The sequence below is a fragment of the Limnoglobus roseus genome (assembly GCF_008254045.1).
Lineage (GTDB): Bacteria > Planctomycetota > Planctomycetia > Gemmatales > Gemmataceae > Limnoglobus > Limnoglobus roseus.
On sequence record NZ_CP042425.1, the window covers coordinates 1,415,824 to 1,432,591 of the forward strand.

The 16,768-nt window shown below is 67.2% G+C and carries 7 protein-coding genes; 4 read left to right on the plus strand and 3 right to left on the minus strand.

What is annotated here, in order from left to right; all coding sequences use genetic code 11:
* Positions 1 to 102: 102 nt before the first annotated feature.
* Positions 103 to 1,770: a hypothetical protein gene (locus PX52LOC_RS05740; protein ID WP_149109192.1), complete on the plus strand. Its 1,668-nt coding sequence runs from the start codon at positions 103 to 105 to the stop codon at positions 1,768 to 1,770.
* An 8-nt stretch (positions 1,771 to 1,778) separates the two neighbouring features.
* Here the strand turns inward: PX52LOC_RS05740 and PX52LOC_RS05745 are convergent, their stop codons facing one another.
* Together PX52LOC_RS05745 and PX52LOC_RS05750 are read right to left on the minus strand one after the other, a co-directional pair.
* Positions 1,779 to 3,251, minus strand: coding sequence for a serine/threonine protein kinase (locus PX52LOC_RS05745; protein WP_168218828.1), 1,473 nt, complete (start codon positions 3,249 to 3,251; stop codon positions 1,779 to 1,781).
* 278 nt (positions 3,252 to 3,529) lie between these two features.
* Positions 3,530 to 4,825: a BBP7 family outer membrane beta-barrel protein gene (locus PX52LOC_RS05750; RefSeq protein ID WP_168218829.1), complete on the minus strand. Its 1,296-nt coding sequence runs from the start codon at positions 4,823 to 4,825 to the stop codon at positions 3,530 to 3,532.
* A 633-nt stretch (positions 4,826 to 5,458) separates the two neighbouring features.
* Here PX52LOC_RS05750 and PX52LOC_RS05755 point away from each other — a divergent pair.
* The 3 genes from PX52LOC_RS05755 to PX52LOC_RS05765 all read left to right on the plus strand — a co-directional run bounded on the left by PX52LOC_RS05755 (position 5,459) and on the right by PX52LOC_RS05765 (position 15,240).
* Complete coding sequence (locus PX52LOC_RS05755; RefSeq protein ID WP_149109195.1) at positions 5,459 to 10,453, plus strand: vWA domain-containing protein; 4,995 nt, start codon at positions 5,459 to 5,461, stop codon at positions 10,451 to 10,453.
* Between the two features lie 38 nt (positions 10,454 to 10,491).
* Positions 10,492 to 13,167, plus strand: coding sequence for a hypothetical protein (locus PX52LOC_RS05760; protein WP_149109196.1), 2,676 nt, complete (start codon positions 10,492 to 10,494; stop codon positions 13,165 to 13,167).
* A gap of 135 nt (positions 13,168 to 13,302) precedes the next feature.
* The gene (locus PX52LOC_RS05765) at positions 13,303 to 15,240 is read left to right on the plus strand and encodes a SpaA isopeptide-forming pilin-related protein (protein ID WP_149109197.1); all 1,938 of its coding nucleotides are present in this window, start codon (positions 13,303 to 13,305) and stop codon (positions 15,238 to 15,240) included.
* 69 nt (positions 15,241 to 15,309) lie between these two features.
* Here the strand turns inward: PX52LOC_RS05765 and PX52LOC_RS05770 are convergent, their stop codons facing one another.
* Positions 15,310 to 16,368: an AI-2E family transporter gene (locus tag PX52LOC_RS05770; RefSeq protein ID WP_168218830.1), complete on the minus strand. Its 1,059-nt coding sequence runs from the start codon at positions 16,366 to 16,368 to the stop codon at positions 15,310 to 15,312.
* Positions 16,369 to 16,768 lie beyond the last annotated feature (400 nt).

Here is a 16,768-nt window from a genome sequence, read left to right on the forward strand (position 1 = left end):
CCGATGCTGGTCCTCGTCACGTTGAGCGGCCTGGCGTCGGCGGCCGACCCGGTTCCCGACCTGCCCGCACTGTTGAAGGAGTACACCGCCCTCGGTCTGCCATTGCCCACGACGGGGGCGAAGCTGGTCAAGTACGACACGGGGTGGGCGGGGGTCGATGAGAACCTGGACCGACTTCCCAATTACTTCTCTCTGGCGTTCGAGATTGCCCCGGCAAGCAAGACTCAGGGGACTGTGCTTTTAATTGGGACGGCGACGGACCCGGCGGGTAAGTATCGTTTCCAGGCGATCAAACCGGCAGTGGAGGCGATGAAAGAGCTTCGATCCAACGAAACACACGACCTGATCTACGCCGTCCAGTGTCAGATCTGTGGGTGGGATAAACTCGCCGCATTCTTGTTCGAGCGAAGCCAGAAGGAAGCAGAACAGACGCCTCAAAAACAACTCCTCGACATCGCGTGGTCGTACTGGGTGGATCAGATCACAGTGCCCAAGATCGACCGAACGACTGTCTTCAAGCGCCTGAAGGGCTTGATCGCCCGCGACAAGGATTTCGATACCGAGGCCAATCGCGCCTTGCTCCACTCGCTGGAACTCGCACTCGTGCCTAGCACGTCGAAGCCGGGGAGCGTCGAAGCCCTGATTGACGACTTGGTTGACGATCCGACGGACACGGGGAGTGGTTTCTTGAGCCCCCACGAGCGGTCAAATGCTTTCGCCAAGATTGCAGTCCTAGGATTTGATGCTGTACCTACTCTGATCGATCACTTAGACGATGATCGGCTGACCAGGAGTATGTCGGGAGGGTTCAACAACTTCCGATCCTGGAATCTGCGCGTCAAAGACAGAATCGGCGACCTGATCGAGAATCTTGCCGCGGAGGAGTTAGAACGCGGTGACGGGGGCAAAGATATTGGGAAAGGGTGGCTGCCACGGCAACAAGGTTGGCCCATTAAGAAAGCCGCGGCCGAGAAGTGGTGGGCAGGGGCAAAAAAGGCCGGCGAGGAATCGTACCTGCTCTCAAGGGTCTTTCCGCCAAAACGTAACGACGGCCGCGTCAGGATTAACGACCACGCATTACTAGTCTTAGAAATCAAGTATCCGAAGCAGATCGTTACGCTCTATCAAACGGTTCTGGAGAAGCGGGCTGATCTACATATCTGGGACCTCGCCGAGATTATCTCTCGATCGAAAATGACGGACGCCGAGAAGCAAAACTTGTTCAGGCTCGCGGCCGATCACCGCGACCTCCGCACCCGCTACATCGGCCTGTACCATCTCGCCAAGCTCGACAACAAGGTGTTCACAACTATACTTCTCGACACGCTGGAACACCTACCGACGGACGTTACCGAAAAGTATTGGTGGTGTCGCGAAGCCGAATTCACCAAACTCGCCGTGGAAACGGATGACCCTCGCATCTGGCCGGTGCTAGAGAAGGTCATCGCTCGATCTTCCCTGGGCCTCAAGATGGAAATGCTGAAGGGCCTCACGGATTCGACCGACAAACGGCACCGCGGATCACGGCTGCGATTACTCGCCCAATACCTTGACGACGAAACCGTCCGCGACGAAAAGATGGATCAACGGTTCGACGGCCCCGGAGCGGGGTTCCCGTACCGCAAGATCGAGGTGCGAAACTTTGTGACGGTGGAAATCGCAGGGTTCTACGACTTGAAGATCGAGGATGACAACAAACGCTCTGCCGACGAGTGGGCCAAACTCCGCGATCAGGTTCGCAAGCGACTGAAGCAAGAATTCGGCGGGTAAGCCCGGCCTCACCCCATCAGGTACGCCCGCAGTTTCACGAAGAGTTCGGAGCAACACTGCCGCCAGGCATCGTCGCCGAGGAGGGTGGCTTGCAGCGGGCGGAAGAGGACGTGGATCGACAGGCGGTTCGGTTCCTTCTGCGGGTTCACGCGCTGCATGTGCAGCACCATTTCCACCGGGCCGTCGGTCTTGCGGCCGAGGCCCAGCCACGCGAGCTTGCCGCCGGCGGCCTTCACGCCGATCTTTTCGAGCCGCACGCGGATCAGACCCGGCTGACAATCCAGCACCGCCCCGCCCGTGTCGTGTACGAACCCGCGGAGTTTCATTACCGCGATCGACTCCGGCATCCAGGCGTCGAGTTGGAACGGCAGCGTGCCCGCGGTCGGCACCGGCGCGGCCGTCGGCGTCGGCGTCTTCTTCTGCTTCGGGGCCGCCGCCGGCGTGTTCGAAAGGGGGATCGTGGCCGGGGCGAGCATCACGCCGGGGGCCGGGGTCAGGTCGCGCACGTCGGCTTGCAAGGCCACCATGACCCGCGGACTGCCGGTGGCGACCAGCGCGATCGGCTCGGACTCTGGTTCCGGGACCGGCATGCGACTGAGTTGGGGAAGCCCCGAATCGGCCGGGCTGCCGCCGGACACCGCCTTCGCGAACGCCTCCGCCAAGTCGCGGGCGTTCTGCGGGCGGGCGGCCGGGTCTTTCGCCAGGCACCAGCGGATCACGTCTTCCACCGCCCGCGGCGCGATCCGGCCGAGGCCGAGTTCCGAGAACTTCGGCGGGTCTTCGGTGGCGTGGGCGAGCAGCACGTCCATGCTCGTCGCCCCCTGGAACGGCAGCCGGCCGGTCAGCAGTTCGAAGAGCATCACGCCGACGGAATAGAGGTCGCCGCGGTGGTCCATCATCTCGCCGCGGACTTGCTCCGGGGCGATGTACCCCGGCGTGCCGACGGCGAAGTCGACGGCCGTGTCGGTGACTTGCTTCAGGGCCGCGTCGTCGATGAGCTTCGCGAGGCCGAAGTCCATGACCTTCACCCGCTCCTTCGGGGTGTCCGGCTCGGAGATCATGATGTTCGCGGGCTTCAAGTCGCGGTGGATGATCCCCTGCTCGTGGGCGGCTTGCAGCACGTCGCACAACTGCGACACCACCCGGGACACGCGACCGAAGGAAAGGCGGCTGTTCTTCTGGAGGAGGCTTTCGAGGTTGACGCCCTTGACGTACTCCATGACGATGCACGACCCGTACTCGTCGGTCATGCTGGCGTCGTAGAGGGTTACGGCGTTGGGGTGCTGGAAGCGGGCCATGACGAGCGTTTCGCGCTGGAACCGCTCGCGGAATTTGGGGTCGCTGGCGACGTGGTCGTGCATGATCTTGACGACAACGGTCCGGTTCAGGTCGGTCTGCCGGGCAAGGTAGACCTTGCCCATGCCGCCTTCGCCGAGCAGTTTCTGTGCTTCGTACCGTCCTAAAAACATCCGTCCGATCATGAATTCCCGTCCCGCCATCTCGGGCCAAGCCGCGGTCGAAGGGAGTTTAGGTCGCAAAAGTCGGGAACGCCAATTTCCGCACCCCTTTGGCCCGAGAAGATGGGGTGGCGAGACTTCGGGTGAAGATGAAAGATTAGGACACGGGTGCGAATTTTGCTACTGAGAGCTTCTAAAAGTCGACACGGGCGGGCCGCGCGTTGTTAAATCCTAGCGGAAAAAGCGAACCGCCCGGCGAACGGTTTCGCCGGGCGGTCGAAGATTTCATCGGCAGCGGGGGGTCAGTAGATCGCCCGCCACGCGACCGACACGCCGTGGGCGTAGAAGCCCTCGCGGTCGAAGGTAACGTTCGGCGACCGGATGCCGGTGAGCGCCCCGAAGGACGGGCTGATCGGCACGACGCGGGTGTTGATCGCCGAGTCGAGTTGCTGGATCGGGCGGGCCACGTTCGCCAGGTAGTAGAACTGGTAGCCGAGGACCAACTGCGTGTTCTTCGTGATGTTAACGCCGACTTGCGAGCCGATGTCGGTGGCCACGGTGAAGCGGTTCCGCTGGTACCGGCCGAGGTTGCCGTCGCCGTTCGTACCAGCGGCTAACAGACCGCCCTGGAACGTCTGCGCGTTCATGCCCTCGCCCTTCGTGTCGCCGTCGATCTGCGTGACTTGGTGCATCGAGCCGAACGCCAGTTTCGGCGTGAACGCGATGAACCCGAGGCGGTGCTTCCACTCGATCCGGGTGCCAATTTCCCCGCCGTAGAACTGGTTGCGAGTGTACACCCGGTCCCGCAGCAGCGCGGCCGAGCCGGCCGGGAAAACCGTCACCCCGCCGCGCGTGATGTCGGTCGGCAAGACCGACCGCTGGTACACGCTCAGCGACTCGTCGAGGTCGTAGTATCGGAAGCCGTACATCAGGTCGACCTGCCACACGTCCGAGTACGCGACGTTCCGGTGGAGGCTCCCGCCGAGACTCGCGAGGCGGGCGGTCGTGGCCGTGGCCATCGACCCGGCAAACGCGGGCAGGCCGTTCGCCGGGTCGGCGTTCGCCGCCGTCAGCGTGGCCTGCGCGCCGTTGACCACATCGAAGAACGGCCGCTGGATCGTGATACTCCCCGGTCCGCCGGTGATCGTCTGGAAACTCGACCGGTGTTCGGTGATGAACCCGTCGATCCCCGCCCCGATCGTGTGGTCCTTGTTCAACCACAGGCCGCTGTCGATCTTCATGCCGAGGAACTGCCCCAGTTCATCCCGGCCGTCGAGCAACGTCCGGGTGGGCTGTCCGGGGGCCCCGCCGACGGCCAGCGGGAACGTGAACCGCTGCGGTTGGAACCAGAGCAACAGGGCACTGTAGCTCATCCAGACCGGTTCCTTCGGCCCGAGGGGCATGCCCCCCGCACAACCGGGGTCGGCACACGTCGGGTTCACGTCGCCGCACGTCGAACACCCGAGCGTATGTGAAGCCGACGGCGGGGCGAGTTCCGCCGGCATCGCCGGCAAGAGGTTGGCGTTCGGCGTCGGGGTCATCGGTAACGGGGCGAGTTCGCGGACCGGCCCCTCACCCGGCTTGACGACTGACGGCATTGGATTGGGCACGTCCGGGAGCTTGGCCGGAACCGCCGCAATCGGGGGCGGAACGGCTCCTAACGGGGACTGAGCCGGCGGTACTGGCCCCGGGATCGCGGGCAGTTGCGCGTGTGCCGTCAGCCCGGTGCCGATCCCCAGCCCCACGGATGCCAACCAACCACGGAGGGATGTCCGCATAACTTTGGCCCCCGAACGACGAACGACCCTGCGCGGGCGGTCCGAGCCTTCTTGAATAGGATTTCGCGCGGGTCATTTGCAGAGCCCGGCGGTCCCCCTAGACATCGTCCGGACGGCTTAATCATCTTGAGACATACATCTGCGATAACAGGCGAAGTTGGCGCAATCGTCACAATTTAACATGACCACAAGGCCGGCCGCAGGAGGGTGCGAGGGGCACAACAGCCTTCCCCTACCACAGCGAACACCCCAACTCCCCCCGTCGCAATCGACGCTCCGGGGCGGCAAGCGATTTCGGCAATCGCAGGGGAGTGGCCACGGCTTCAACGTGGGGCGTCGAGAGAAAGGGGGCAACCGGACGGTATTCCCGTAATCTGAGGGTTGTTGAGATTCGTAATCCCATCGGTTATAGTCAATCCTTGTCCGGTCGCCGGCGTATCCCGAGGTCCCAGAATGGCCACGAACAATGAACCCGACTGGCGCGGGAGGGCCGGGGCGAAACCGCGGGCGGGCAAAAAACTTGGGTGGAAAGAGGAAGACCCGCAGGGAGACGGGACGGAGGGGAAGCGGCGAGCGAAGATGATCTTCCTCGGCCTCGGCGGGATGGCGGCCGTGGGCGGCATCATCTGGCTGATCCTCCTCCTCACCGCCGGCAAGCGGCCGGGCCTCATTACCATCGCGGCCGACCCGAACTACGACGCCGACAAGGGCATCGCCCGCCTCGACGTGCCCTACGACCCCTACGGCTGGCTCAGCGCACAACGGCTCCTCAAGTGGGCGCAGGGCGTCGCCCGTGACGACAACACGCCGAAAGCCCTTGGCGACAAACCGTTCTGGCTCGACGACCAGATCGACGACTGGGCCGATCAGGTCGGCAAAGATTCCAGCATCGACCCGGTCATCATTTACATCGGCCTCCACGGCGGCGTTGACCGGGCCGGTGATCCTATCCTTTACGTTGGCCGCGACCCGGACCGCAAGGCCGGCCTCCCCGTCGACGCCGACCGCCCGGCGGTGCCCCTAGCGACCGTCCTCGACAAACTGGAGGAGCGGGCCGCAAAGAAGCGAAAACTCCTGGTCCTCGACGTCGGCCGCGGCTTGCCCGACCCGAACATCGGCGAGGTGTCGGCCGACTTCTCGCGGGCGGTGAAGAAGAAACTCGCCGAGCGGATCGCGAAGAACCCGACCCTGGCCGTGGTCCTCGCCGCCGACGAGGGGCAGCGGGCGTGGGACTCCCCCGACCTCGGCATGACGGTCCTCTCGTACCACCTGATGAAGACCCTCGCCGAAGGGGCGGGCAACGAGAACATGACCGCCTTCCGGGCGGACGAACTCTTCGAATCGCTCCACAGACAGGTCGAGCAGTGGTCGAAGAACAACCGGCCGACGCCGCAGGCCCCGCAACTGATCCCACCGGCGGACGAGTGGAACGCCAACGAGACCCGCAAGACCCAGTTCGCGAAGCAGAAATTTTTCAAGCCCGGAAGCGGGGGGGCGTCGCTCGACGAGATTTCCCCCCCGGCTCCACTCCCGATGAACGAGTTGAAGGGCGAGTGGCAGACGGCGACCGCCCTCGCGAACCGCCGGCCCACCCCGGCGACGTACACGCCGGCCGCGTGGCGGCGATACCGGGAGTTGTTGCTCCGGTACGAGTACGCGACCCTGGCGGGTGAAGCCGTCGGGGCTCGCGCACTGAAGGGGGCGATGGACAAGGCCCGCGGGGACATCGAGCGCGGCCTCGACTTGCGACTCGACGCGACGGTGTACCTCCAGCAGCTTGCCGTGAGTGCCGGCCGGACCCCACCGGCGACTGCCGACGGGCCGACGGCCGCAGCCCTGGCCGACGCCGCGAAGCAAGTCAAAACAGCCCTCGGCGACTCCCCCGTGCCGGTCGACCTTCACCTGCCGATCATGCTCCACCACTACGTGAAGGACGTGCTCCAGGCCGAGAAGGACGACCCGTTGCGGACCACGTGGAAGCCCGCCGTGCAAACGCGGCAACTGGCCGAACAGGCCGCCCTCGGCGTGCGGCCCGGCGACCCCGGCCTGCCGTACAGCGAGCGCGTCTGGCCGGACGTGAGCAAGACCGTTCAAGAGGGCGACGCCGCCCGGCGGCGCGGCGAGGACCGAATGCTCGGCCCGGCCGACCGGGCGGAGACGGCGACCGTCGAGTTCAACCAGGCCGGGGCGAAGTACAAGGCCGCGTTCGAAACCGCCGGGCAGTTGCAAGGCCCGCTCCGGGTGCGCGACCGAGTGCTGGCCGACCTGCCGTTCCTGGCCCGCTGGCTGACCGAGACCGACGACAAGGGGCCGGGCATGGCCCAGGCGAACGAGACCCTGCGCGCCCTCTGGGCCGAGACGCTCGAACTGGCCGACCGCCTCGACCGACCGTTCGACCCGACCGCCCTGACGAACAAGGCGACGGCCGTGACCGCGAAGTTCGACGAACTGCAAAAACACGTCGCCCGGGTAGCGAAGGAGGCGTACACGGCCGACTCGCAAACGAACTGGCAGGCGATCGAGTACGTGCTGCGGATGCCCCCGCCGTTGCTGTCCGCCGAGGACCGGGGACGGCTGGTTCAGCGGTCCCGCCAGATTTCGCAGATCTTCACCAAAAACGAAACCGCGGTCGCCGGTGCCCCCCCGGCCGCCGACGAGAAGATCGTCCGCCGGGCGAAGGCGGCCGCTTACTCACTCGGCGGCGAGTGGACGCGGTGGACGCAGACGCAGAAAGACCTGGGCGCGGTTGAAGCGACCCTGGAAGCGAAACTGAAGGACTTGTCGGAACGGGCGGCCGCCCTGGGGGCGACTCTGGCCGCCCACCGCCGCCGGCTGGGGGACTTCAGTCGGTATCCGGCCGGCGGCTCGCCCGAGTGGGCGCAGGCCGAGTTGTTCAGCCGCCTCGCGGTCTCCCCGGGCCAGATGAGTGGGTTCGAGCCGGCCGCGGTGAACGCCCAGGCGCGCTGGAAGGACATGCTCGAAGGGCAGGCCGCCCGCGTCGCGCTCGATCACTGGTACGGCCCGAACGGCCAGCCGTACTTCAGCACGATCGTCGCCCCGGCCCTGCTCGCCGACGCCGACAAGATTGCCCAGGTGCTGCCCGAGGCCCGCCGTGGGAAGACCGAGGACGCGGCGAAGGCCGCCCGCCTCGCCCTGGCGAAGCCGCTGCGGTTGGAGCGGATCGACGGCGACACGCTGATTCGGTGGACGACCGAGGCGGACCGCACCCTGCGGTACCGCCTTGAGCCGATGCCGTACCGGACGCCCGACGACGGCGGCAAGGCGACCGCCTACGAGATTCCCGGCGAGGCGGTGCTACTCTGGCAATCGACCGATCCGGGCCTCTTGACCGTGGACGGCCCGTCGCGGCAACTCATCGACCTCTCCCGGCCGGCCGACGGCGGGTTCCCCGTCGTGGTCCGGGCCGGGCCGCAGATCGAGGCCGCCGCCGTGGTGGTCAAGCCGGCGACCGTGGTGGCCGGCGGGTACTTCCGCGGACAGCGGGGCACGCTGAGCCAATCGACCGAGGTGCGGATCAACCGCCGTCCCGACCTGGTCGTTTCGGAGGTCCGCCCTAGTCGCGGGGCCGTCTTGGCCGTGCGGGCCGACAAGAACTTCGACCCCGGCGCGGTGAGCATCCTCCTAGACTTCTCCGGGAGCATGGGCGACCCCTGGAAGACGCCCGGCCAGTCGAAGAAGAAGGTGATCGTGGACATGCTCACCGGCCTGCTCGGGGACTTGCCCCGGGGGACCGAACTGACCACCCGCGTGTTCCACGACAACCCGGACTTCACCGACCGGAAGAGTACGCTCGTCTACCCCGGCACGTTCGGCCGGGAGAACTTCCGCGACGTGCTGGGCGGGCCGAACGGCATCATCGACAAGATTACGGCGATCCCCGCGAAGGGGGCCACGCCGCTGGTGCCGACGCTGCGGGACGCCATCGCCGACATCCCGGCCGACTACCGGGGCGTCAAGACGGTCATCGTCCTCACCGACGGGGCCGACACAACCCACCAGCCGAAGGTGTTCACCCCGAAAGAGCTGGCCGGCGGCGTCGTGGCCGCCAAGGATATGACCCCCGACCAGCGGAAGGCGCTCGTCAAGGCCGTCGGGAAAGACCTCGAAGCCCTCAAGCGGGACGACGTGGCGATTCACATGGTCATCTTCGGGACCGACGCCTTCGAGGAAGCACTCGGCGAGGAGATGTTCAAGCCGGTCGAGCAGTGGGAGACCCCCGGCCGGGTGTACCGTGCCGCCGACCCGGTCGCCCTTCGGCAAGAACTCGAAGCCGCCCTGCGGCCCAAGCCGCGACTGTTGATGAAGAACGGCACCGCGATCCCGTCGGACCGGGGCCGGCCCACGTACATCCCCCGCAGCGGCCTGCCGACCAACCGCACAGAGCAAACCGACGGCGAACTCCGGTGGTGGGGCTTCGTCCAGCCGGACCTGTACGACCTGAAATACTTCCGCTCGAAGCAGGCGATGTCGTTCACCCCCGGCGACGCGGTGTGCGTGCGACTGGACAAGGCGGCCGGAGGGCAGGTGCGGTTCCGCCGCGAACTGTACTACCGCGACGTGGTCGATCTGCGGAAGGCCGGGCGGGCGGACGACGCGAACGGCGACTGGTACCTGTCGGTCCCGGAAGTGGCCTCGCGGAACGCGAACTGGAACTACCTCCTGACGACGGCCGCCCTGGAAGAGAAGCGGGGGACGGAGGTGGACCTCACCGACGACCTCCGCCAGATTCGCCCCCGGTTCGTCTGGTGGGAACTCGCCCGCGCCGCCGGCGCGAACGGAGAGAAGTTCCCCGGCACGGTCATGGTCCACAACCTGGAAGGCTTCCCCGCCCCGTGCTGGCGGGTCGTCGGCGACCACGGGGCCGGGGCCGTCGAGCCGCGGTACCTCCTCCGCGGGTGGCCGACCTACGGCGACGCGCCGCTGTTCACCCCCCAGCCCGTCCGGGTCAATGTCGCCGACCTGCGGGCCGGCGTGACGCGGCCTGCGGCTGCGGAAGTCACGGTTCGCGTGTCGCTCGAAACCGTCTCGTTCGTGCCCGACCCCTCGGTGAACCCGCGGTTGCCGGCCGACGCGGCCGCCGGGCCACAGAAGTGCCTGGTGGTCCGCGTGAACGACCCGAAGGGCCGCCGGTTCCAGATGCGGGTGCCGCAGTTGGACGTGGCCGTGAAGGAACACCGCTACTTCTACGACCGGGACGACCCGGAGCCGCTCCGGCCGAACGTCGCCGGCTACACCGCCGTGTTCGGCCCGACGAGCGAGGACGCGATCCGGCAGTTCCCCGAGTTGGAAATCAGCCTCGTCTCGGTGACGGACGTGATCGCGGCGGGCCAGCCGCAATTGCAGATCGAACTGAGGAACCCGACGAACACGGAGCGGGACCTGGAGCGGATCGAGCCGAAGCTCGAACCGTCGGCCGGGTCGCGGTAGGTTCGCTTTGACCCTTCGCCCGTACCCTTGAGGCTCGCATGGCCGACCCTGCCGACAACCCGCCGCCGAAGCCCGCGTCGCGGCCGGCCGGCACGCCGCCGATGTGGATGGCGGCCGGCGGGCCGGCCCCGGTCGGCCGCAACAAGGCGCTGGTGTTCGGCGCGCTCCTGATCGTGCTGGTGTTCGGCGCGCTGGTCGGCATCCTCATGCTGCCATCGCCGCCGGCCACCACCTACCTCGTGTCGCTGCCGCTGCCGCTGTACGACGACCCGGCCCTGCCGCCGGTCGCGTGGGCCGCCGAGGACGCGAAGCTGCTTGTCGACTGTTTCCCCGGCAACGCCGAGAACGCCTACAACACGCAGGAAAACTTCGAAGGCAAGCTCCAGGCCATCGGCACCGGGAAGCTCCGGGCCGACTGGGGCGACGAGGACCGCCGGACGCTGGAGAAGGGGCGGCCGTTCGTCTTCCACGTCGTCGGCCACGCGGCCGTCGCCAACGGCCAGGTGTACGTGCTGCCGGTAAAGGCGAGCGCCACCGACCCCACGACGTGGGTGCCCCTCGACCGCGTCCTGAAGGCGATGGCCGATTGCCCCACGCCGAAGAAACTGCTCCTCCTGGACCTCGGTCGGCCGCGGACCAACGCCTTCCAGGGCGTGCTGGAAGACGACGTGACGCCGACGCTGTTTAACTGGCTCACCCAGAAACGGCCCGACCTGCCCTGCCCCGTGCTGGTCTCATGTTCGGCATTCCAGCAAAGCTCCGTCATCCCGCAGGTCGGCGCGTCGGCGTTCGCGTTCTACGTGGCCGAGGGCCTCCGCGGAGCGGCCGACGGGTACACCAAGACCGAGCCGGACAACCGGGTGAAGGTCCGCGAGTTGGCGGAGTTCGTCAAGCTCCGCGTCGGCCGGTGGGCGAGACAGAACCTCGACCTGCCGCAAGAGCCGCGGCTGTTCGAACCGCCCGACTTCGCCGACTTCGACCTGGTCCTCGACGCACCGGCCCCCGTGACCGAGGACGCGACCCCGCCGCGGAAAAGCGAGTTCGCGAAGGCCGGCACTGTCGACGCGTGGAAGCAACTCGGCGACCTGACGCCCGACGCCGTCCGCCGCGCGGGGCCGCAGATCGCCCGGTGGGCGGCGGCGGCGGTTCGTGCGGAGCAAATTTACGCAGCCGGCGACCCGCGGGCGGCGAACGCGGCGGTCGATGCGAACACCTGGTGGGCGGAAGTGGCGACCGCGACCCGGCCGACGGAATCACCGGGCTATCGGGCGCTGGCGGCCGTCGCCCTGCCCCCGGCGAGCGGCACGCCACCGACCGACCCGGCGGCACCCGTGCTCGCCGCCCTGCGGGCCTATGCCCAGGTCGCGGTGCCGGAATCGAAGGGCAAGATCGACGAGAAAGAGGTCGCGGCCCGCAAGGCGGACTTCTACCAACTCGCGGAGAAACTGCCCGCCCCGGCAGCCGCGAAGATCGTCTGGGACTGGCTGATCCGGGAGTACCCCCAACCCCAGCGGCGGCACGTCGTCTTCGTCGCCAACGCGATAACCGCAGTCCTCCGGAACGAGTCGGAGCCGTTCGCGGAGTCCGCCGCGCTGAAGCGGCTCGTCGGCGTCGATTCGTCGCTGTTCGACACCGCGGCCGGTCGGCGGGCGGCTAGCGAGTTCCTGCGGGCCGAGGTCGAAACCGCCGCCGCCCTGAAGCCGGGGGCGGACGACTTCGGCTGGGTGGCCGCCGCGGTCCGGGCCGCCGACCAACAGAAGCGGTCCGCCGATCAACTCTTCCGACAGGCGGATTCGTCCACCAAGATGCGGCCCGCGGAAGACGCCCTCGCCGCCGTCGCCGAGCGGTTCAAGGACGTCGCGAAGCAACGGGTCGCGCTGGCGGCCGCCCGGACCGCCGCGGACGAGGCCGTCCGCGTCTGCACCGGCACGGCCTGGGCCGTGGCCGAGTACGACTGGCCGCCCGCGAAGGAGTGGATTGAGTTGGCGGACCGGGCGACGCAGTTGGCCGACGCCGTGTACCGCCGACCGCCCGCCGACTGGAATTCGGCCGACCTGATCGTGCGGACGAAGGCCACCGTAGATGCCACGGCCGCGATCCTGAAGCGGTTCGACGCGGCGGCCGTGAAATCGCTGCTGGACGGTGCCGGGGCCGCGCGGCCGGCGGACCTTCGGCACTACTTCGCCATCCTCGAAACATCACTGCTCGTCGGGGCCGACCGGGGCAAGGTGTGGGACGCCGTCGGGCAGATCGGCGAGCGGTTGCACCTGGCGACCCGCGCCGACGGCGACCTGATGGAGAACACCAGCCGCGCGCTCACGAAGGCCCCCGCCCTTCCCCTCGCGCCGCCGAACGGCCGCGACCGACGGGCACGGGTGGCCGTCGGTCTGCTCGAACTCGGCGGCCACCCCGCGGCCGCGAAACTGCGGGCCGACCTGACCGACCTGCGGGCATCCGACGAGCGGTGGCCGGCCTTCGCGACCGACCTGCGGCGGGCGTGGGCCGAGGACACGCTCAAGGCGCGGATGGGGGAACTGGCCCGAGGGGCCGACTGGGACGCCCTCGAACGCCTCGCCCGCGTCCATCCGGTAGGGGCCGCGCCGGCGAGTCCCGATAAGCCGGACGTAGCGGATTGGCGGGTCGCCGTGGCGAACCGGCACCGCCTCGACGACAAGGCGTTCCGAGCGTGGCAGAACGACCGCACCGGAAAATAGCTAAGGCCCGCGCCGGCGGATCGACCGCCGCCGCCCGGTAAACAGAAGCCGACCCACAACTCCGCCCGCCGGCACGGCGCTAGCGCACAATGATGGGAGAGGAACACGGCCCACTTTCTGAAAGGATGTGACATCATGAGGATTCGCTCAGTTCTGCTGGCCTGCGCGGTTCTCGCGGTCGGCTCGCGCGGCGGAGCCGCCGACGACGACGAGACCAAGCCCTTCGCCTTCTTCAGCCCGCTGGCGACTCTGGACGCCGACAAGTTGCCCGCCGTCGGCCTGACGCGGCCCGCGACCCTCGGCTTCCGGCCCAACGTCGAGCAGTTCTCCTACGTCTTCGTCTACAACCCGACCAAAGACGAAAAGACCGTGAACGTGGTCCTCTCGGCCGGGACGAAGGCGGGCGGCGAACTCGCCCGGACCGCGACCCCCGTCACCGTGCCCGGCGAGCGTCTCGTGCGGGTAGCCCTCGCCGGCAAGGGTACCCCGGCCGCCCCCGTCGCGGTCGTGTCCACCCCGGCTCCGGCCGACAAGGCGGCCCCGGCGACCGATCCGCCCGGGCAGAAACTCGCCGACCGCACGCTCGTGCTCCGCGTCGAACCGGCGGAAAAGGCCGAGAACGACGCCGCGGCGGACGCCAAGAAGGTCGTCGAAAAGACCGTTTCGCTCTCGGTCAACCCGCCGCAGAAGCCGATCTTCGACCCCGTCGAGATCAAGTGCCCCAGCCCCGGCACGCTGTTCGTGACGGTGCGGTTCAACAAGCCCACCGACGTGCCCCTGTTCTCCGACCGGCCGGCGAAGGTGCGACTCGACCTTCGGCCCGACCTGAAGGAAAACGCCGTCCTCGACCCCGCCACCCTATCACAAGGCACGTTCGAGGCGGACCTGCCCGTCGGCGGCGAGGCCACGCTGTTCGCCGAAGGGGTGAAGTACAAGGGCAAGGCGGACTCCAAGGTGAAGGTGGCGGTGAGCGTGGACGGGTACGACCGCGCGTTCATCATCGAGACGAACTTCGACGGCCGGCCGACCTTGTACTCCGGCCCGTTCGCCAACGTGAAGCTCTCCAGCACGGCGCAAGTGCCGGGCAAGCCGGTCCGCGTGACGGTCGAGGCCGACAACATCATCACCACCGACCCGACCGTCCTGAGCGTCGAGCGGGTGGTCAAGAACACCTGGGACGACCTGCGAACGTACCCCACGCCGCGCCGGAACGACGTCTACGTGAAGGTCGGCGGGGAGAACGACGCCGTCCAGTTCACGCCCGTGGTCACCGACTGGGCAATCGACTACGAGACGAAGAACATCGCCGGCCGCCGCACCTTCCGCGTGCAGCGCGGCACGGAGAAGTCCGGCGAGGAGACCCGCGAACTGCTGATCGACCGCACCGCCCCGATCGACACCCAACTCATCGACCTGCCCGCGAAGGAGAAGACGATCACGGGCACCGACCTGCCGCTGAAGGCGGTCGGCCGCGACGCGGAGTCGGACGTCGCCGAGGTGTACTTCTACATGGGCGACGCCCCCGGTGCGGACGGCAAGCCGGCCCCCGGTAGCAAGGTCGTCCGCGGGGTGAGAGTGCCGAAGGACGACAAGGCGGGCATCGTGGAAGGAACGTGGCGGGCAAAGGACCCGATCCGCCTGCCCGAAACCCGCGGCGAGGTTCGCGTCGGGGCACTGTTCGTCAACGGCGTCGGCATGAGCACGCCGGTGGAGGACACCTTGTACGTCCGTGACCCGGAGAAGAAGGAAGCCGAGAAGGAGAAAGAAAAACCAAAGCGGACGACCGGCACGATCAAGGGCACGGTCGTCTGGGGCGGGCGGTTATCGCAACCCGACCTGCCGGTGGTCCTCAGCGACGCGGCCGGCAAGGAAGTGAAGAAGACGACCACGGACAGCGCCGGGGCGTTCACCTTCAAGGACGTGCCGCCCGGCGAGTACACCGTCTATTCGATTAAGAAAGCCGATCAGAACTCGGACGGGTCGAGTCCGGTCACGGTCGAGGCGGTCGAGAAGCCCGCGACGGTCGAGATTAACGTGAGCCGCATGAACCCGAAGGTCAAACGGCCGAAGTAGACCGGAAGCGGGAACGCGATCCGGGATTCATCCGTTCGGGGCACTCGCTTTGCGAGTGCCCTTTTTTTGTCACTCCTCGGCCAGCTTCGCGATCGGCCGGGTCATCTCGATGTTCTCCAGCACGATCTTCGCCACCACCGTCAGCGGCACGGCCAGCACCATGCCGGGCAGCCCCCAAATCAGCCCCCACACGGCCAACGCCGCCAGCACGATCAGCGGACTCAGCCCGACCGCCCGGCCGATCAACAGCGGTTCGACGAGCATCGCGCAGACGAGGTGAATCGTCAGCAGGGCCACGGCCACGCCCAGGGCGAGGGACGTGGTGCCAAACTGCAAGAGCGTGAACGCCACCGGCACGCTGTAGGCCACGACGCTGCCGATGTACGGGATGAAGTTGCACACGAACGTCAACACGGCCCACAGCACGGCGAACTTCACGCCGCACAGCGTCAACACCAACCAGACGGGGACGGCGAACAGCAGGCTCGAAATCGTCTTCGCCTTCAGGTAACTGATGATGGCGGAGTTGATGCGGCCGGCTACCTCCAAGATTTGCTCGGCCCGGTCCGGCGGGTACGCCTGCCGCACGCGGCCGGGCAGTCGCTCGGCCCCCATGAGCAGGAACAGCAAGTACAGCCCAGCGACGGCGGCCTCGACGAACCCGGCGAGGGCGACGTTGGCCACGTCCTGCACCACGCCGGGCATCCGCTCGGCCAGGTATTCTTCCGGCCGCTTCGCCCCCGCCCCGCCCGGCGACATCACCCACGCCGGCAATTTCGCCCCCACGGTCCCCTGGAATTCTTCGACCAGGCGCAGCACGTTACCCTTCAACGTCGGGGCTTCTTCGGAAAGGCTCAGAAGGTTGGCGTAGGCGAACATCGACACGATGAGGAGGCTACCGACGGCCGTGCCCGCCAGGAGAACGAGGGCGAGCGGCGCGGCCACGCCGGACCGCCGCATCCGCGAGTAATAGGGCAAGAGCACGTACGCGAAGAACGTGGCGATCAGCAGCGGCCGCAGCACCGACGCGAGTTGGCCGAGCATCCACCACCCGGCCGCGACGACCACGATCACATGGGCGACCGTTTGAAGTTTCCCCCGCTCGCGGGGCGGTTCGGGGGCAGGCAATGGGGGATCGGGCAACATCGGTCACCTGTGGCGTTCCGGGGGACATCTTAATTTCACGGAGTTCGGCGCGAAATGCGAGGGCCGATCTCACACATTCTGGTCCTCCGGCTAGCCTTGAGATCGAACATCGACCAGCACTGGTGATTCTCACCGCACCACTGCCCGAAAAATGGACATACTCTTGTTCGGCGGGGGTCCGAATTGCAATTTTTTCGCCGCCGCTTCACCTGAAAATGCGATGAGTTACGGCGAACGCTCGCTCGTCGCGCAGACTTTGGCCCAATGATTGCATAAGATACCTCCGTCGACTCCCACCCCATACGGTGCTAGCCACCGTTCTCGACAACTTCCCCGTGCCACGCGACGAACGGCGTGAATGAGACCCGCAACGGTTGCGGTG